Below are 16,714 nucleotides of genomic sequence, written 5' to 3' on the forward strand. Positions count from 1 at the left end.
GGGGGGGGGGAATGACATGAACCATGGCGTTGTGCGCGGCCTATCTAAAGGCGCGCTTGCAACTCGCGTGAGCCGTGGGGAGATTGCGAGAATCGCCAAGGGAATCTACGTCTGGGGCAGGCCCGAGCCTTTAGAGCTTTTGAAGCTGTTGCAGGAGCACCGTCCATACCTTAAGGCGACAGGCACAACGGCAGCCCAGGTCCTCCTTGGCGAGCCTGTCACTTTTCCACTGAGGCTTGCTAGTGCAGAGAGGATGCCGACATCGACCTTTTATGTGCACTCGCGGGTGAGCGTCACTAGTTTTGTCACTTTGTCGGGGATCCGGATTCTTAATCCTCTTGTCGCTATGAAGTCCGTTAGTCCTGATTTGGGGATTCGCGTCTTCGAATCTATCTATTCTTCGAAGGTGGGGCGTGCTCGCTTGGACAGCCACCGCGAAGCACTCAATGTCATCCCTGTTGCAAGCCAACGGATGCTGGAGCAAGCCGCCCTGTTCACGGATTCCGGTGCGGAGGTCAAGGTGGCCAAGGGGCTGAAAAGGCGCGGAATCAAAGTTGAGTGCAACGTTGTTATCGGCCACTACACTTGGGACATCGTGCTCCCAGAGCTCAAGGTTGCGGTAGAAATCAACGGGATGAAATTCCATTCCCAGCGAGAGGCATGGCTGCGAGACCATTGGAAGAACAACGAGGGTGCGCTGATTGGGTGGCTCACGTTGCGCTACACAGGTCATTGCGTGGCACATCATCTGGACTATGTCATCGACCAGATAGCCAATGCCAGGAATCCGGACTTTGAGAAGCGCTACTTCAAATTCATCGGCTTCTGGCATGAGGGAGTGTTGCCACCCAAGCCAAAGCCCTGGGAGTACAGCGAGCACTTGGGGTATCTGCCACCGGACCCGCCTGAGCCGCCCGACGTCCCGCAGCCGCCCGACTGCCCTAGTTGACAAAGTTATTGACAGATCTTGGGTCGGAGGCGAGAACTTTGGCAGAACGGGCAGTGTGGAGCGTGGTCCTGGCAGTAGGCCGCGGACGCTAGGCAGCAACCAGCCCCTCAACAATGAGCGCCACAGCCGCGCTGATGGCCACGATGATGACGATGCGGTTGAGCACCGTGGCGTTGATGAATCGGTTGAGGTATCCGGCGGCGATGAGGCCGACGATGGCTACCGGAAGGTAGGCCGCGGCCGTGGTGAGCTGCAGGCTGGTGATTTGCCCGCTTAAGGCCAAGATCGCCAGCGAGATGGCGCAGCCAATGATGAACGTGCCCGACAGGGTGCCGCGTATGCGGGCGGGGTCGTAACCCTTCATGACTAACGCCATGGGTGGACCACCGATGGAGGTCGACGTGCCCAGGAACCCCGAGGCAACGCCCGCCACCGCGATGTTGGTGGTGGTTCGCTTCGGCGACCAGCCGAGGCTGGACAAGGTCATGGCAAAGATGACGGCGCAGCCGATGAAAAGGGAGAGCCCGCGGTGGGAGAGGGAGGCAATGGCCCACGCGCCGAGCAGGGAGCCGGGTATTCGCGCGATGGAGGAAATCGCCACGATGTCCCACGACACCGCTGAGCGTGACTTGAGCATTGTCGTGGTTGAAATGACGAAGGCCAGCAGGAGGATAAGCGTGGGAACAAGCTCCGGCTTAATCAGCGCCAAGATTGGGGTGGCGATGGTGCCCAGGCCGAATCCGATGGTGCCCTGGCAGATTGTGCCCACAAGGATGAGTAGGCCGATGAAGACGTAGAGCCAGCTGAACATCGGTCTACTATCTCACGACAGGCTTCAAGTGCGGACAGTGACCTTCTCGTTGGCCGCGATTTCCTCCAAGCGGTCCGCCGAGCACAATCCGGACACGATGACGGCCGAGCCACCCGCAGCCAGTGGCTCTAACACAGCACGTTGGAAGGAAGCGGTGTCGCTCCACCCAGGAGACAACACGCGCTCAGCGCCCAAATCCGTGGGGAAAAGCTCCGGAAGCGGAGTGGTGGAACCATAGAAGTGATCGCCATAAAAGCGCACCGTGGGGCCGAAGTCGATGGTGCCGAGAGGCAACTCGCCGCCGCTTTCAACCACGCCGCGGCCAAAAGGATCCTGCGTGACCAGCACCGTGTCGACCAGTGGGGTAGAAGCCGAGCCGGCGGTGGCCTCGAGGTAGGCCTCCGGGGAGGTGAAAACTACGGCGAGATCATCGGCGTGCGGCTCTGGGGCAGCCGCACCATCCGTAATGTCAAAGGGGATGCCCGCGGCTAGTGCCCCAAGCGCAATGACGGCAGACTGCCACGACACCGGAAGGTCGATGAGGATGCGGGCATCGGTGCCGGGCTCAAGGTCGAGCTCTTCCAATAGCATGTTGGCAATCTTGGAGGTCCAGTTCTCCAGCGTCTGCGCCGAGAAGTCCATGCGGGTGCCGTCAGCTTCGTTGTAGACGCTGAGGCGGGGAGCGGAGGCATCGGCGGACAAGAGATGCTGAAGGAGTTCCATGTCCGCCCATCGTAGGTGGCGGGCGCTCAGCCCGCCACGACGCTCTTAATTCACGCAGCGCGGGCCGTCGCCGCCGGCGTCGATTTCCGGTGCCACCTCGGCGGTACCGAAGTCATCGCCCGGAGTACCCACCTGCTGGGTGTCGCCGCCTTCGCTCGTCTCGGCGGTAGCCTCCTCTTCTTGCGCGGAGTCGTCCTTCGGACCGGAGTAGTCATCGGTAGCCACCACGATGAAGGTATCCGGCTCGAGCTCCTCGTTGGCCGTGACCGGCAGGCCACCGAGCTGCTCAGCCAAGGCCTGGGCGCGCTCATCGTTGGCATCCGCGGCCACAATCTGGGACTCGGTATACAGGCCCGACTGCGCATTGGCGGTGCGCTCAACGGTGTAGCCCACGTTCTTCAACCACGCGCCGATTCCGCCGGCCATGCCGTCGACGGTGCCGGCGTTCAGGACGTGGAGGTTGAGGTCCTCGGCCACGGGCTTTTCGCCGTCTTCGCCTTCCTGGTCGGTTGGGGCATCCTCAGACTTCTTTTCTTCCTCAGCCTTCTCTTGGGACTTGGCCAGATCATCCATGAAGCGGTGGACCTCCGCGGTATCGATGGTCACCACCGATTCGCCATAGTCACCCACGCCGGTAATGGAGGTCACCGGGATCGTCGTAAACGTCACGTTGCCGCCGGCCAGTCCGGCCAGCTGGGTGACGAATCCCATGATGTCCCAGCCATCATCGATGACAACGGAGCGCTCCACGGCATCGGCGATCTTGTTGAGCTTGCCCGGGGACGTCAGCGTTCCCGAATCCAAAACCTTCGAGGTCAGCGAGGCCATGTAGGCCTGCTGGCGCACGATGCGGTCGAGGTCGCCGCGCGGCAGGTCGTAGCGCTGGCGCACGAAGGACAAGCCCTCGGAGCCCTTGAGGGTCTGGCGCCCCTTCGGGAACTTCGCCCCGGACATCGGATCATCCACATCATTGTTGAGGCAGACGTCGACGCCCCCGACGGCGTCGGTAAGCAGCACGAAGCCCAAGAGCCCCACCTCAGCGTAGTGATCAACGCTGACATCCGTGAGCGTGCGCACCATCGAGATGAGACCAGCACGGCCGGCCTCCGTGCTCTCCTTCTCCATCTCCTTCTCCGTGTAGGGAGGCTTTTTACCTGCTGCCTCAGCTTCAGCGTTCTCCTGCTGGAGCTCCTCCATCTTGGCGGACTTGTGGAGCGCGAAGACAGCATTGATCTTGGTGTTTCCGAACTCGCTGTCGTGGACATAGGTATCGCGCGGGATAGACACGGCAGTCGCGCGCGAGCCGTCGTTCGGAATACGGATCACCATGATGGTGTCCGTGTTTTCCTCACCTTCGTCCACGCCGGCATGCAGATCTGCCAGCTCCTGTTCGGAAAGCGGATTCCCCTTGGCATCGGTGCGGGAGTCCTTGCCCACGAGCAGGATATCGACCGCGCCATCGAGACTGCTGTCCTTGAAACCACCCTGGTTACCCAGTGCCAGGTTCGACGCAGAGGAGATGTCATTTCCCAGCTTGCCCACGGTGAAGTAACCCACGCCGGAGACCACGAGGACAACGGCGGACAAGAAAGCGACGATGGCTTTCACCGGCGTCGATCCTCGTTGGGCGGTGGGCGCGGACTGCGAGGGCGCGGCCTGGATATGGCGGGCGGCGCGCGGGGAGTTCGGGGAAGTCACGGGACTAGTTTAGGTGAGCTCGCTGCAAAAACGTGAAGCAGTGTCGCGGGCGCGTGCGCGCGTTGGCGTTGGGTACGCTCAGATTCATCGTGAAGAATTTACAGAAACCCCTGGCCGTGGTCACCGTGACCTTTTCTCCTGGCCGTTACCTCAGCGACTTCTTGGCATCGCTGCGCTTGGCGACGTCCCGCCCTACCCTCACCATCCTTGCCGACAACGGCTCGACCGACGGGGTGCCGGAAGCCGCCGCGCGGGAACACGTGGACGTGGAATTCCTCGATACCGGCGGCAACATCGGCTACGGCGCGGGGATGAATGCCGGCGCGCGCTTTGTGCGTGCGCGTGGGGTCGATGACGAATTTTTCCTCATCGCCAACCCGGACGTGACCTTTAGCGAAGGCTCCCTGGATGAGCTGATTGCGTGCGCACGCCGTCACCCGGATGCCGCGGCGGTGGGGCCGCGCATCGTGGAGCCGGACGGCAGTAACTATCCTTCGGCGCGCGCAGTGCCCACGTTGCTCACGGGAATTGGCCATGCGCTGTTCGGAACGATCTGGCCCTCCAACCCGTGGTCGCGCGCCTACCGCGATGACGCCGACATGGACAGCGAGCGCCCCGCCGGCTGGCTATCCGGCTCCTGTCTGTTGGTGCGCTGGGAGGCTTTTGCACAGATTGGCGGCTTTGATGAGCGTTACTTCATGTATTTGGAGGATGTGGACTTAGGTGACCGCTTCGTCCGCGCCGGCTGGCGCAATATCTTCTGCCCCACGGCGGTGATTACCCACGCCAAAGGCCATTCGACGCAGGCGCACCGCGGCGCAATGCTGCGCGCGCACCATGATTCGGCCTATCGCTTCCAGGCGGACAGGCACCCGCACTGGTACCAAGCGCCCCTGCGCGTGGCCTTGTGGCTGGGGCTGCGCGTACGTGGGCTGGTATTAAGCGCGTGCCGCGACGGCTCCTGAGCTAGGTGCGCCTATACACTAACGGTGGCTTATCTGAAAAGAGATTAAGGAACGATATGACTGAATCAGCGCCCCAGTGGGGATCGACGGCCGATGCCGTCATTCTGGTGGGAGGTCGCGGCACTCGCCTGCGCCCGCTGACGATTGGCACACCGAAGCCGATGCTGTCCACGGCCAACTACCCATTCCTTCAGCACCTCCTCGCCCGCATCAAGGACGCGGGGATTGAGCACGTGGTGCTCTCCACCTCCTATAAGGCGGAGGTTTTTGAGGAGTACTTCGGGGACGGCTCAGATCTGGGTCTGGAGATCGAGTACGTCGTGGAGGAAACCGCACTGGGTACGGGCGGCGGTATCCGCAATGTCTACGACAAGCTGCGTCAGGATACGGTCATGGTGTTCAACGGTGACGTTTTGTCCGGTATGGACCTCAACGGCATCCTCGATACTCACCACTCGAAGGATGCCGACGTGACGATGCACCTGCTCAACGTCGCCGATCCCCGCGCGTTTGGCTGCGTCCCGACGGATTCCAACGGGCGGGTGACCGCTTTCTTGGAGAAGACCGAGGATCCGCCGACGAACCAGATTAACGCTGGCTGCTACGTGTTTAAGAAGGATGTTATTGCGACCATCCCGGAGGGCCGTGTGGTTTCCGTGGAGCGCGAGACCTTCCCGCAGCTGCTGGAGTCTGGCCGCCTAGTGGTTGGGCATGTGGACAACTCCTATTGGCGCGACATGGGCCGCCCGGATGATTTCGTCCGTGGTTCTTCCGATCTGGTGCGCGGCATTGCGCATTCACCGTTGCTGGTGGGCCGCACGGGCGAGTCCGTGGTGGATGAGTCCGCGGGTATTGCCGGTGGCGTGCTGTTGCTGTCGGGTACGGCTGTGGGTCGCGGGTCTGTCATTGGGGCGGGTTCGCGTTTGGACGGCACGGTGGTCTTTGACGGCGTGACCATTGAGCCGGGTGCCATCATTAACAACTCCATCATTGCCTCGGGCGCGCACATCGGTGCCAACGCGCATATTGATGGTTGCGTTATTGGTGAAGGCGCCACCATTGGCGCGCGTTGCGAACTGCAGGGCGGCATGCGCGTCTTCCCGGGCGTGAGCATTCCGGACGCTGGCGTGCGTTTCAGCTCCGACGCCTAAGCGCTGCGCCGTAAAAGGAGGAAAAGGCACCGAGGAGGAAGGAACCTTCTCGGTGCTTTCCGTATCTTTTGGGCGTGACGCATGGTTTTCATGGTGCGAATGAGATCCATGTGTTTTGCCCAACTGGGTGGCGACACGCCGAAGCAACCTTAGAATTGTTCACAGGGTTGGGGGTGGCCACTACATGTAGTACCCCCGATGATTGCCCCCTAGATGGGCGATCTGTGACGGATGTGAAAGTTGGGGATGCTGTACAGCGTTTTCGCTGGAGCCGCCGAAAAATCTCTCGCGACAGGTTGACGATATTTAGTGATTCGGTGTGAAATGACATCAGTGTAATCAACGGCACGGCGGGCACGGCACCGAAAAATCTTTTCGGTGTAGGGTCGGTGCCATCGAATTAAGAGAGAAACGACCTCGGAGAAAGGAAGCGGCGTGGACAATACAACGAATAACAGCGCTATTCTCCGTGGCGGTGCTGCTGCAGAGATGTCGCTCGATGAACTCTTTGGTGCCGTCGAGCAGGAGTGGCAAGACCAGGCGCTGTGCGCCCAGACGGATCCAGAAGCATTCTTCCCGGAAAAGGGAGGATCTACCCGCGAGGCTAAGCGTATCTGCCAGGCCTGCGCGGTGCGTGATGAATGCCTCGAGTATGCCTTGGAGCATGACGAGCGCTTCGGTATCTGGGGCGGGCTTTCGGACCGTGAGCGTCGCCGCCTCAAGCGTGAGATTGGTTAGAGCTCAAAGCAGCTACTAACCAGCATCAGTGCTCCCCCTCACTGCACAGTCCTATGTCATTTGGCTCGGGTCTCGGCGGTGAGGGGGAGTAGTGGTTTTAGGGCAGGGGCGCTCTGCACCCCTAGCCTTTACCAAGTAAAACGCGGATCGATATCACCGGGATCGACGTTGAGGTAATTGGCCACCAGAGCGGTTAGCACCGTGGACAGTAGCTCTTCACGCTCCTGCGCGGAGTGCACGCGCTCCTCCACGGGCATGCGGAAAATGACGAGTCGGGCGCGCGTGGGTTGGCCTTCGGAATCCACGCCCGCCGGGACGATGCGCCCGAGCGGAACGGGGCCATCCGCGATGATTTCATCCGGCAACACAGTCATATCAACTGAGAGGCGCATGCGGGGCACGGTATCAACGGCGAGATCGAGTCCGGTGAGCTGTTCGGCAAAGGCATTGTGAATGGGGGAGTAGGCCTCGAGCACGGCCATGTCGAAGCGCTCGGCGCTGCTGCGGTAGCGCGGCGTATTCTGCGGCAACAGCGGCCCGCGGGCACCACGGCCATGGCGGTGGCGGGCCGGGCGAATATGCGGGCGAGGCGTGGTCATGCGGCTTAGTCTAAGCCGCATCGAGGTGGGCTCGCGGCGAGACGCGCCGCGCTGAACTATCTAAATCTCAAGTTAGGGTTTAGACTTGGGCCCGTGAATAGCTCTCGCCATTGCTCCCGCCCCGGCTGCGGCCGTCCCGCCGTGGCGACGTTGACCTACGCCTACGCGCAGCAAACCGCCGTCGTGGGCCCGCTCTCCGAAGAAACCGATCCCCATGCCTGGGATCTGTGCGAAAAGCACAGCGCACGAATTACCGCCCCGCAAGGATGGGAAATGGTGCGCGTTGACCGCATCGAGCTCGATGAGGACGATGACCTTACAGCTCTCGCCGAGGCCGTCCGGGAGGCCGGGCGCGTGACCACTGGCCTGGTGGATGATTCCACTGCTGGTTCCGGCGCCGATCCCATTGACTATTCCGCTACTTTCGACGGCGCGGATCCGCGGAATTCGAACCACCCTGTGTTCCGAACCCGCCGCGTCCACGATGCCCGCCAGCGCCGCCGCGCTCACCTGACGGTGGTTCCGGACGCCGACTAGTTCGTCGCACGCGGATTACCGCGACTGACGGGGGTATGCTTGTGGGCTATGCGAACTCGTGAACAGCTCAATGCAGTGATCAAGGCCTATGACGTCCGTGGCGTCGTGGGTGAGGACATCGACGAAACCCTCGTGCGCGATACCGGCGCGGCCTACGCCGCCATCCTCTGCGGGGAAGGGGAGACCACCGTGGCAGTGGGCCACGACATGCGTCCTTCCTCCCCGCAGCTGGCCGCCGCCTTTGCTGAGGGGGCTGCCGCGCAGGGCCTCGATGTTATCCAGCTCGGCCTCACGTCCACCGATGAGCTGTACTTTGCCGCCGGCCACCTCAATTGTGCGGGCGCTATGTTTACCGCCTCCCACAACCCGGCTAAGTACAACGGCATCAAGCTCTGCCGCGCGGGTGCTGTTCCGGTGGGGCAGGAGACTGGTCTGGAGCAGATCAAGGACATGCTGATCGACGGCACCCCGGCCTTCGACGGCGAGCCAGGCACCGTCACTGAGCGTGAGGTTCTGCCGGACTACGCGGCTTTCCTTCGCGGCCTGGTGCCGCTGGAGAATTCCCGCCCACTGGTCGTGGCTGTCGACGCCGCTAACGGCATGGGCGGCCACACCGTCCCAGCGGTCTTTGAGGGCCTGCCTTTCGACGTTCGGGATCTCTACTTTGAGCTCGACGGCACCTTCCCCAACCACGAGGCTAACCCGCTGGATCCGAAGAACCTGGTGGACCTGCAGAAGTTCACCGTCGAGCAGAAGGCGGATATCGGCCTTGCCTTCGACGGCGATGCGGATCGCTGCTTCGTGGTGGATGAGAAGGGCCAGCCGGTCTCGCCTTCTGCTATTTGTGCGCTGGTGGCGGAGCGCTACCTGGACAAGTTCCCTGGTGCCACCGTCATCCATAACCTGATTACGTCCAAGACCGTCCCGGAACTCATCGCGGAGAAGGGCGGCAAGGCCGTGCGTACCCGCGTGGGTCACTCCTTCATTAAGGCCCAGATGGCCAAGGAGAAGGCGGTCTTTGGTGGCGAGCACTCCGCGCACTACTACTTCCAGGAGTTCTGGAACGCGGACTCTGGCATGCTCGCTGCCATGCACGTGCTGGCTGCTCTGGGTGAGCAGGACAAGCCGCTGAGCGAGCTCATGGCGCAGTACTCGCGCTACGAGGCCTCGGGTGAAATCAACTCCACTGTGGAGGACCAGAAGGCTACGACGCAGCGCGTGCTCGATGAGTTGGCGGACAAGATTGAGTCCGTCGACGAACTCGATGGCGTGACCGTAGAGCTGAAGGGCACCGACGCGTGGTTCAACGTCCGCGCCTCCAACACTGAGCCGCTGCTGCGCCTCAACGTTGAGGCCAAGACTGCCGACGAGGTGCAGGCCATCGTCGACGAGGTCCTCGGCATCATCCGCGCCTAGCGTGTGACGCACTAATTCCTTGAAGAAAAACTGCCCTATCTGACGATTTTCCCCGCGTTCATCGCGGCGGGAGCGATAACTTCGTCAGATAGGGCAGTTGTAGTTTGGGAAAACCCAGCTTGGCCGTGGGGGGCTGGGCTGAGGGGCCCAGCCGTGGGTTGGCGGTTTAGTCACGCGAGTGGGTGACCATCTCTTCCCACTCGACGAACTTCTTGCGCTCGCGGCCTTCGGCCTCACCCAGTGCGCGCTCGGCGGCGTCCAGTTTCTTCCAGCCCTCCCAGGTCAGGTGCTCCAAGCCCTTGGACTTGAAGAGTTCCACGATGTCCTCCTCGCGGGAGTGGGAGAGGTTGCCCGCATCGGCGTCGGCAAGCAGCATGCCGATGGTTTCCGTGGCATCGGACTTGGTGTTGCCGATGAGCCCCACCGGGCCGCGCTTGATCCAGCCGGTGGTGTAGAGGCCCGGCACGACGTCACCGTCGAGGTCGACAACGTGGCCGCCGTCGTTGTTGATGACGTTCTTCTGTTTATTGAAGGGAACGCCCTCGATGGCATCAGAGCGGTAACCCACGGCCAGATAGACGGCCTGTGCCGGCCACTCGGTGAACTTGCCGGTGCCGGAGACGGAGCCATCGCCGTTGAGTGCGGTGCGCTCGGTCTTTACTGCCGTGACCTTGCCGTTCTCACCGATGAACTCGACAGGCTGCTCGAAGAGGTGGATCTGCAGGGTGTGCGGAGCTTCCTTGGGCTCACGGATGGCGTAGCCCTCCAAGGTCTGGCAGACCAGGTCGCAGGACTTGGCCTCTTCGCGGGCCTTGAGGGAGGCCTCGTCGTAGTCGATGTCCTCCGGGTCCACCACCACGTTGATGGTGGGGGAGTGGTCGAGCTCCTTGAGCTCCAGCGGGGTGAACTTAGCCTGTGCCGGACCGCGGCGGCCGAAGACGCGCACGGTGGTGGCCTGATTCTTGGCCAGGGACTCGTAGACGTTATCGGGGATCTCGGTGGCTTCCTTAAGCTCGTCGCCGGTCTTGGCCAGGATGCGGGCCACGTCGAGGCCCACGTTGCCCACGCCGATCACGGCGACGTCGGTGGCGGACAAGTCCCAGGAGCGCTCGAAGCGCGGGTTTCCGTCGTAGAAACCGACGAACTCGCCGGCGCCGTGGACGCCCTCGAGATCGGAGCCCGGGATCTGCATGCCCCGGTCACCAACGGCGCCGGTGGCGAAGACGACGGCGTCGTAGTATTCCTCAAGCTCGGAGACGGTGACATCGCGGCCCACAGTGATGTTGGACAGAAGGCGGATCTGTTCGGTGTCGAGCACTCGGTGCAGGGAGTTAATGATTCCCTTAATGCGCGGGTGGTCCGGAGCCACTCCGTAGCGGATGAGCCCGAAGGGGGCTGGCATCTGCTCGATGAGATCGATCTGAACGTTGCCGCCGGTCTTCTTCACCAGGATGTCGGAGGCGTAGATGCCGGCTGGGCCGGCGCCGATGACGGCTACTTTCAGGGGCTGCTGGGTCATGATGGCCTTTCGGAATGTTGTAGTAACTAACGAAAGCTTAGGTCTAAACAAGCGTGGGTTTCATTGAACCGGCTTGTCTGCTGTAGGGCAACTGGGCCTAATTACATTCGGAGAACATTGTGGCATAAACCCAGCGTGCTTTGCATATTCGGGAGAAAATAAAAAAGACTGCTTTGTCTGTTTTAGCTAGACCGGTAGGTTTTCAGTATCCGACGAAAGGCAGCAGATTATGACCACCGCCACACAGCGAAAGCCACGCGCGAAAAAACCGGAAGGCCAGTGGAAGATCGACGGCACCGCCCCGCTTAACGCTGACGAGGAGATTAAGCAGGCCGACGACGCCCTCGCCGTGCGCCAGCGCGTCATTGATATCTACTCGAAGCAGGGCTTCTCCTCCATCCCCGCCGAGGATCTTGCCCCGCGCTTTAAGTGGTTGGGCCTGTATACCCAGCGCAACCAGAACCTGGGCGGTGAGATGACCTCCAAACTCACCAACGCCGAGCTGCAGGATGAGTACTTCATGATGCGCGTGCGCTTCGACGGGGGCCGCGCGGATCCCGCCAAGCTGCGCGCGGTAGGCGAGATTAGCCGCGATTATGCCCGTTCCACCGCGGACTTTACGGACCGCCAGAACATTCAGCTGCACTGGATTCAGATTGAAGATGTCCCCGCTATTTGGGAGAAGCTGCGCTCCGTCGGCTTGGATACCTTGCTGGGCTGCGGCGACGTGCCCCGCGTCATCCTTGGCTCACCGGTAGCGGGTGTGGCGGCCGACGAGATTATCGACGCCACCCCGGCCATCGAGGAGATTAAGAACAACTATCTCCCGCGCGAGGAGTTTCACAACCTCCCGCGCAAGTTTAAGACCGCCATTTCTGGTAACTCCCGGCAGGACGTGACGCACGAAATCCAGGACATCGCTTTTGTTGGCACCGAGCACCCCGAGTACGGGCCGGGCTTCGATTGCTTCGTGGGCGGAGGCCTGTCCACCAACCCGATGCTCTCGCAATCCCTTGGCGCGTGGATCCCGCTTGAGCGCGTCCCGGAGGTGTGGGCCGGTGTTGCGCGCATCTTCCGCGACTATGGCTTCCGCCGAAACCGCAACCGCGCGCGCCTGAAATTCTTGGTGGCGCAGTGGGGCATTGAGAAGTTCCGCAGGGTCCTAGAAGAGGAGTATCTGGACGCGCCGCTTCTCGACGGCCTCCCGCTCCCCATCGCCCCCGGTAACCGCGACCACCTCGGCGTGCACCGCCAGCGGGACGGCAAGTTCTACGTGGGTGTCAAGCCCACTGTGGGGCATGCCACCGGCGAGCAGCTCATCGCCATCGCCGACGTGGCCGAGAAATTCGGAATCAACCGCATCCGTACCACCCCGATGAAGGAGCTTCTCTTCCTCGACGTCGCGGAAGAGGATATCCCCGCCCTGTCCCGCGCTTTGGATGAGACGGGCTTGTACTCCCAGCCTTCGGAGTTCCGCCGCGGCGTCATCTCCTGCACCGGCCTGGAATTTTGTAAGCTCGCCCACGTGACCACCAAGGCCCGCGCCATCGAGCTCGTCGACATCCTGGAAGATACCCTCGGTGACCTCGACGTGCCGCTGTCCATCGCCCTCAACGGCTGCCCCAATGCCTGCGCGCGCTCGCAGGTATCGGATATCGGGCTTAAAGGACAGATCGTGACCGATGCCGATGGCAATCGCGTCGAAGGATTCCAGGTCCACCTCGGCGGTGCCCTCGGCCTATCCCCGGACTGGGGCCGCAAGCTGCGCGGGCACAAGGTGGTGGCCGATGAAGTCCCCGACTATGTCATCCGCTTGGTCAATAAATACAAGGAGCAGCGCGAAGATGGCGAGCAGTTCCGCCACTGGGTGCTACGCGCGGACGAGGAGGACTTGCAATGAATTTCCGCCGCAAGCCCAACCCCAACCGCAACCACCCGGCGTACTGCCCCTACTGTGCCGGCACTGATCTTTTCCCAGACGAGGAAGACGACTTTGCGTGGAAGTGTCAGGAGTGCCTCCGCATCTTTTCCGTACGCTTCCACGGACAGGACGATGCCCCGGTAGCGCCCGCGCCGGCGGTGTCCTCAACGGAGGCTTTGCAGCGCTCCCTCGCTCGCCGCGGCCACTCCACCGCCACCGCCTAGGAAAAGGACACCGCCCAGCCATGACAGCCCCGACTTCCACCACCGCACTGCTGACCCTCTCGCACGGCTCGCGCCATCCCGCGGCCGCGGCGAGCGTGGCGGCCCTGACCCGCGCTGCCGGCGAGCTTGCCGGTGCGCCAGCCACCGCCGCGCACCTCGAGTTCAACGATCCTCCCCTCGAAGAGGCCGCGCGCAACCTTGCTGAACAAGGCGTGCGTGAGGCGGTGGTCGTGCCCCTGCTGTTTACTGAGGGCTACCACCAGCGCGTCGACGTTCCCGCCGCACTGGCTCAGGCCTCCGCGGCTTCCGGAGTCGCCCTCCGCCAAGCACGTGGCCTCGGCACCGGGGAGGATATGGCCAGGCTGCTCGCGCAGCAGGTGCCGGAAGGAACGGATACCGTCGTGGTGTACTCCGTCGGTTCCTCCGATGAGCGAGCGAATGCAGCGGTAGCTGACCTAGCAAGGCGCGTGGGAGAGCTCACCGGTTGTGCGGCGCGGGTCTCTTTTGCCACGCGCGGCGAGCGCCGGCCCGTGGGCTCGGAGGGGAGCCAGGAGGTCGTCGTGCCGCTCTTCGTGAGCCCAGGACTGCTCCTAGACCGCCTCGACACGGATTCCGGGGATGGCGGCGGCCAGTCTAGGCGTGTGCTCCCGCCCCTGGGGGAGGCGCTCGCCGGAATTGTGTCGCACCGCTATGCGGAGGTGGTCCATGCGTAGCCTCATCCTCATCGCGCTGGCAGGTGCTGCTGCGCAGCTTGTCGACGGCGGCATCGGCATGGGCTTTGGCGTAACTTCCACGACCATCCTGCTGCTGGCTGGTCTGGGGCCGGCAACAGCCTCTGCGGTAGTGCACACCTCGGAGCTCGGCACCACCCTGGTCTCCGGAATCAGCCACTGGCGCTTCGGCAACGTGCACTGGCCCACCGTGCTCAAGCTCGGTGTGCCGGGAGGCCTGTCTGCCTTCATCGGGGCGACGGTTCTGTCCAACCTCTCACTGGAAGCAGCCGCGCCCGTAACCTCCGCCATCCTCATCGCCTTGGGCATCAACCTGGTCTGGCGCTTTTCGCGAACGCGCAGCGCCGCACCGCGAGAATCCCGGCCGCATTCGACTCCTTTCCTCGCCGGCCTCGGCGTGGTGGGAGGCTTCGTCGACGCCTCGGGTGGCGGCGGATGGGGCCCGATTTCCACCTCGACACTGTTGGCGGTCGGCCGCGAACAACCGCGGCGCATTGTCGGCACCGTCAACACCGCAGAATTCCTTGTTACCTTTGGCGCGACGGCAGGCTTCATCGTCGGCCTCTGGGAAGAAATCGTGGCCAACGCCGCCGCGGTCGTGGCCCTGCTTATCGGCGGGGCGATCACTGCGCCGGTTGCGGCGTGGCTCATTTCCCGCATCAATCCCACGCTCCTCGGTGGATTCGTAGGAACGGTCATCGTGGTGCTCAACATCCCCAAAGCTCTGGGTTGGGCCCTGCAGCACCCGCAGACTCTCATCGTGCAGTCCATCGCGTTCGTTCTGGGCGTGGCGGTGACCGTGTGGGGAAATGCCCGCCGTGCGCGCCGCGCTAGCGGCAAGGAAAACGAGCACAGCGGTTCCAGCACCGCGCCCCAGCGGGGCGGCAGCCGCGTTGTCGAAACCACGGAGCCGACCGGACGCGATGGCTTTCCGGCCGGCACTCCAGCGGAGGATTCAGAACCCGTCGGAGTGAGCTCGCCGCGATCCTAGGAACGTGCCGTATTGGCGTTGACTAGAGTCCGGCGACCTTGCCGATAACGATGACCGCTGGGGGAGCCACCGAGTTCTCCTCCATGGTTGCGCCTAGCTCGGCGAGTTCGCAGTGGAAGGCCCGCTCACCGTTGAGGGAGCCCTCCTGGATGATGTGTACGGGGGTGTGGGGGGAAAGGGAGGCGTCGATCAGCGCGGTGGCAATGGCCGCCGCGTTCTTCACACCCATGATGACCGAAAGTGTGGCCCCAGACCGCGCGAGTGCTGCCCAATCCACCAAGGACTTGGGGTGTCCTGGCGGCAGGTGCCCGGAGACCACCGTGAAGGCATGGACGACGCCACGGTGAGTCACCGGCGTTCCTGCCAGCGCGGGGACGGCCACCGCCGAGGTCACTCCGGGGATGACCTCCACCGGGAGACCCGCGGCGGTAAGGGCGGTGAGCTCTTCGAAGCCGCGACCAAATACATAAGGATCGCCGCCCTTCAGACGCACAACGCGGCGGCCTGCCTGGGCATGCTCGATGAGGATCTCGTTGATGCGCTCCTGGGCCACTTGGGCGCGGTAGGGGATCTTGGAGACGTCGATAAGCTCCTTGGCGTCAACATCACACAACTTATCCAGCTGGGCGGTGGGGCCGAGGTGATCAGCCACGATGACCTCGGCTTCCTGCAGCGCCCGCATGCCGCGCACGGTGATGAGATCCCACGCGCCAGGGCCGCCGCCGACAAGGACTACCGGATGAATGCTCATGGCCACTCATCCTAGCTATGCTCGGGCCTATGACTTCCTATGACCCCGAATCCGTGAGCTTCTTCGACATCGCCCACGAAGGCGCGCAAGCTCGCGTGGTGGCCGCCGCCGTACCAGAGCTGGCTCGCGTGCTGGGTGGGCTGCGCCCGCGCAGCATCGTCGTCCTTGCCGCTGACCAGGTTTCCCGTGCTGCTGCCCACGTCGCCGTGGGCCTAGCCGAGCCCGCTGAGGTTCCCATCATGGTCAGCGAATCGCTGCCGCTCTTTACCGGTGCCCTCGACGTCGTGGTGGTGGCGGGGGATAGCCCATGGGCAGAGCGCGCGCTGCACGACGCCGCGCGCCGAGGGGCGACGACGATTCTGCTGAATGAAATCGAGGATGCTCCTGAGGACACCGTCGTCATCGACACCCTTCCCACGGCCGAAGGGATTTCACCGGTGCGCGCCATCACGGCCGTGCATGCGGTGAGCGCGGTGTTAAGCGAAGACCCGGTGTTGGTCTCCCGCCGGTTGGAGGACGTTGCCGATGCCGTGGACCGTGAGCTGGAAGCGCTGTCACCGCAGCGCGATTCCACGACGAACCCCGGGCGCGCGTTGCGTGAATTTGTGGAAGGCGGACGAATCATCCACAGCTGTGGACCCGATCCCTATGCGTTCTCGGAGGAGCGCACGCGGGTGCACCTCGACGCTCTCGTTGCCCGCATGGCGGGCACGCTGTGGGCAGTCCATGGGCTAGGCGGGACCGTCGTCGACGCGGAAGGCTTAGGGCCGATTCTGCAGACAAATCCGACGGACATCTTCTATGACCCGTTTGAAGCGGAAGAGCCTTTGGTACCCTTGAAAGTTGTTTTATGGGGACAGGAAGAGGCGAACCTTCCCCACTCGTTCGCAGCGGCGAGCACCGATACCTCCTGTGGGGAATTGGCTCGCGCGCTGCAGTTGATTACGCGCAGTTATGCCGCGACCGCCTACGACGTGAAATAGAGGAAGT

At 62.8% G+C, this 16,714-nt stretch carries 17 protein-coding genes; 11 read left to right on the forward strand and 6 right to left on the reverse strand.

Annotated elements, in window-relative coordinates; genetic code table 11:
- Positions 1 to 949 (forward strand): type IV toxin-antitoxin system AbiEi family antitoxin domain-containing protein (locus tag HMPREF2808_RS08200; RefSeq protein WP_246818539.1); only part of this gene is annotated, 949 nt, incomplete at its 5' end.
- Between the two features lie 88 nt (positions 950 to 1,037).
- On the opposite strand, the gene HMPREF2808_RS08205 is transcribed toward HMPREF2808_RS08200, so the two are convergent.
- From HMPREF2808_RS08205 to HMPREF2808_RS08215, 3 genes are read right to left on the reverse strand one after another with little or no spacing between them, the layout of a single operon-like run.
- On the reverse strand, positions 1,038 to 1,760 hold the full coding sequence (locus HMPREF2808_RS08205; RefSeq protein WP_070624415.1) for a sulfite exporter TauE/SafE family protein: 723 nt from the start codon (positions 1,758 to 1,760) through the stop codon (positions 1,038 to 1,040).
- A gap of 24 nt (positions 1,761 to 1,784) precedes the next feature.
- Positions 1,785 to 2,483: a TIGR03089 family protein gene (locus tag HMPREF2808_RS08210; RefSeq protein WP_070624416.1), complete on the reverse strand. Its 699-nt coding sequence runs from the start codon at positions 2,481 to 2,483 to the stop codon at positions 1,785 to 1,787.
- A 45-nt stretch (positions 2,484 to 2,528) separates the two neighbouring features.
- Positions 2,529 to 4,181 (reverse strand): LCP family protein, encoded by a 1,653-nt coding sequence (locus HMPREF2808_RS08215; protein WP_193629808.1) that lies wholly within the window; start codon positions 4,179 to 4,181, stop codon positions 2,529 to 2,531.
- An 89-nt stretch (positions 4,182 to 4,270) separates the two neighbouring features.
- Between HMPREF2808_RS08215 and HMPREF2808_RS08220 the strand changes: the two genes are divergently transcribed.
- The 3 genes from HMPREF2808_RS08220 (at position 4,271) to HMPREF2808_RS08230 (ending at position 7,035) form a co-directional block, all read left to right on the forward strand.
- Positions 4,271 to 5,146, forward strand: coding sequence for a glycosyltransferase family 2 protein (locus HMPREF2808_RS08220; RefSeq protein ID WP_070565257.1), 876 nt, complete (start codon positions 4,271 to 4,273; stop codon positions 5,144 to 5,146).
- A gap of 56 nt (positions 5,147 to 5,202) precedes the next feature.
- Complete coding sequence (locus HMPREF2808_RS08225) at positions 5,203 to 6,297, forward strand: mannose-1-phosphate guanylyltransferase (protein WP_070522520.1); 1,095 nt, start codon at positions 5,203 to 5,205, stop codon at positions 6,295 to 6,297.
- 489 nt (positions 6,298 to 6,786) lie between these two features.
- Positions 6,787 to 7,035: a WhiB family transcriptional regulator gene (locus HMPREF2808_RS08230; RefSeq protein WP_005528147.1), complete on the forward strand. Its 249-nt coding sequence runs from the start codon at positions 6,787 to 6,789 to the stop codon at positions 7,033 to 7,035.
- A 128-nt stretch (positions 7,036 to 7,163) separates the two neighbouring features.
- Here HMPREF2808_RS08230 and HMPREF2808_RS08235 read toward each other — a convergent pair whose 3' ends face one another.
- A complete protein-coding gene (locus tag HMPREF2808_RS08235; protein ID WP_070564863.1) occupies positions 7,164 to 7,634 on the reverse strand; it encodes a metallopeptidase family protein in 471 nt (156 codons plus the stop codon).
- A 93-nt stretch (positions 7,635 to 7,727) separates the two neighbouring features.
- Between HMPREF2808_RS08235 and HMPREF2808_RS08240 the strand changes: the two genes are divergently transcribed.
- The gene (locus HMPREF2808_RS08240) at positions 7,728 to 8,171 is read left to right on the forward strand and encodes a DUF3499 domain-containing protein (RefSeq protein WP_083299235.1); all 444 of its coding nucleotides are present in this window, start codon (positions 7,728 to 7,730) and stop codon (positions 8,169 to 8,171) included.
- Between the two features lie 48 nt (positions 8,172 to 8,219).
- On the forward strand, positions 8,220 to 9,587 hold the full coding sequence (locus HMPREF2808_RS08245; protein WP_070624418.1) for a phosphomannomutase/phosphoglucomutase: 1,368 nt from the start codon (positions 8,220 to 8,222) through the stop codon (positions 9,585 to 9,587).
- A 166-nt stretch (positions 9,588 to 9,753) separates the two neighbouring features.
- Here HMPREF2808_RS08245 and HMPREF2808_RS08250 read toward each other — a convergent pair whose 3' ends face one another.
- Positions 9,754 to 11,106 carry an FAD-dependent oxidoreductase gene (locus HMPREF2808_RS08250; protein WP_070624419.1) on the reverse strand — a complete coding sequence of 451 codons (1,353 nt, stop codon included), beginning with the start codon at positions 11,104 to 11,106 and terminating at the stop codon, positions 9,754 to 9,756.
- Between the two features lie 229 nt (positions 11,107 to 11,335).
- On the opposite strand from HMPREF2808_RS08250, the gene HMPREF2808_RS08255 reads away from it, so the two are divergent.
- From HMPREF2808_RS08255 to HMPREF2808_RS08270, 4 genes are read left to right on the forward strand one after another with little or no spacing between them, the layout of a single operon-like run.
- Positions 11,336 to 13,006, forward strand: coding sequence for a nitrite/sulfite reductase (locus HMPREF2808_RS08255; RefSeq protein WP_070624420.1), 1,671 nt, complete (start codon positions 11,336 to 11,338; stop codon positions 13,004 to 13,006).
- Complete coding sequence (locus HMPREF2808_RS08260; RefSeq protein ID WP_070624421.1) at positions 13,003 to 13,251, forward strand: hypothetical protein; 249 nt, start codon at positions 13,003 to 13,005, stop codon at positions 13,249 to 13,251. The genes HMPREF2808_RS08255 and HMPREF2808_RS08260 overlap by 4 nt, the downstream gene beginning before the upstream one ends.
- Before the next feature lie 20 nt (positions 13,252 to 13,271).
- Complete coding sequence (locus tag HMPREF2808_RS08265) at positions 13,272 to 13,964, forward strand: sirohydrochlorin chelatase (protein WP_070624422.1); 693 nt, start codon at positions 13,272 to 13,274, stop codon at positions 13,962 to 13,964.
- Entirely contained in the window at positions 13,957 to 14,973 is a 1,017-nt protein-coding gene (locus tag HMPREF2808_RS08270) for a sulfite exporter TauE/SafE family protein (RefSeq protein WP_070624423.1), read from the forward strand. The genes HMPREF2808_RS08265 and HMPREF2808_RS08270 overlap by 8 nt, the downstream gene beginning before the upstream one ends.
- 22 nt (positions 14,974 to 14,995) lie before the next feature.
- Here HMPREF2808_RS08270 and cobA read toward each other — a convergent pair whose 3' ends face one another.
- The gene (gene cobA / locus HMPREF2808_RS08275) at positions 14,996 to 15,724 is read right to left on the reverse strand and encodes a uroporphyrinogen-III C-methyltransferase (RefSeq protein WP_070624424.1); all 729 of its coding nucleotides are present in this window, start codon (positions 15,722 to 15,724) and stop codon (positions 14,996 to 14,998) included.
- 29 nt (positions 15,725 to 15,753) lie between these two features.
- Here cobA and HMPREF2808_RS08280 point away from each other — a divergent pair, with 29 nt between their 5' ends.
- The gene (locus HMPREF2808_RS08280) at positions 15,754 to 16,707 is read left to right on the forward strand and encodes an exopolyphosphatase (RefSeq protein ID WP_246818540.1); all 954 of its coding nucleotides are present in this window, start codon (positions 15,754 to 15,756) and stop codon (positions 16,705 to 16,707) included.
- The last annotated feature ends 7 nt before the right edge of the window (positions 16,708 to 16,714 follow it).

Origin of the sequence: Corynebacterium sp. HMSC078A10 (assembly GCF_001811565.1) — a bacterium.
Classification (GTDB): domain Bacteria; phylum Actinomycetota; class Actinomycetes; order Mycobacteriales; family Mycobacteriaceae; genus Corynebacterium; species Corynebacterium hesseae.

What these genes read in the sequence shown, in the direction of transcription:
- HMPREF2808_RS08205 (WP_070624415.1), bottom strand. Translation starts at nt 1,760, where the DNA reads ATGTTCAGCTGGCTCTACGTCTTCATCGGCCTACTCATCCTTGTGGGC.
- HMPREF2808_RS08210 (WP_070624416.1), bottom strand. Translation starts at nt 2,483, where the DNA reads ATGGAACTCCTTCAGCATCTCTTGTCCGCCGATGCCTCCGCTCCCCGC.
- HMPREF2808_RS08225 (WP_070522520.1), top strand. Translation starts at nt 5,203, where the DNA reads ATGACTGAATCAGCGCCCCAGTGGGGATCGACGGCCGATGCCGTCATT.
- HMPREF2808_RS08230 (WP_005528147.1), top strand. Translation starts at nt 6,787, where the DNA reads ATGTCGCTCGATGAACTCTTTGGTGCCGTCGAGCAGGAGTGGCAAGAC.
- HMPREF2808_RS08235 (WP_070564863.1), bottom strand. Translation starts at nt 7,634, where the DNA reads ATGACCACGCCTCGCCCGCATATTCGCCCGGCCCGCCACCGCCATGGC.
- HMPREF2808_RS08245 (WP_070624418.1), top strand. Translation starts at nt 8,220, where the DNA reads ATGCGAACTCGTGAACAGCTCAATGCAGTGATCAAGGCCTATGACGTC.
- HMPREF2808_RS08250 (WP_070624419.1), bottom strand. Translation starts at nt 11,106, where the DNA reads ATGACCCAGCAGCCCCTGAAAGTAGCCGTCATCGGCGCCGGCCCAGCC.
- HMPREF2808_RS08255 (WP_070624420.1), top strand. Translation starts at nt 11,336, where the DNA reads ATGACCACCGCCACACAGCGAAAGCCACGCGCGAAAAAACCGGAAGGC.
- HMPREF2808_RS08260 (WP_070624421.1), top strand. Translation starts at nt 13,003, where the DNA reads ATGAATTTCCGCCGCAAGCCCAACCCCAACCGCAACCACCCGGCGTAC.
- HMPREF2808_RS08265 (WP_070624422.1), top strand. Translation starts at nt 13,272, where the DNA reads ATGACAGCCCCGACTTCCACCACCGCACTGCTGACCCTCTCGCACGGC.
- HMPREF2808_RS08270 (WP_070624423.1), top strand. Translation starts at nt 13,957, where the DNA reads ATGCGTAGCCTCATCCTCATCGCGCTGGCAGGTGCTGCTGCGCAGCTT.
- cobA (WP_070624424.1), bottom strand. Translation starts at nt 15,724, where the DNA reads ATGAGCATTCATCCGGTAGTCCTTGTCGGCGGCGGCCCTGGCGCGTGG.
- HMPREF2808_RS08280 (WP_246818540.1), top strand. Translation starts at nt 15,754, where the DNA reads ATGACTTCCTATGACCCCGAATCCGTGAGCTTCTTCGACATCGCCCAC.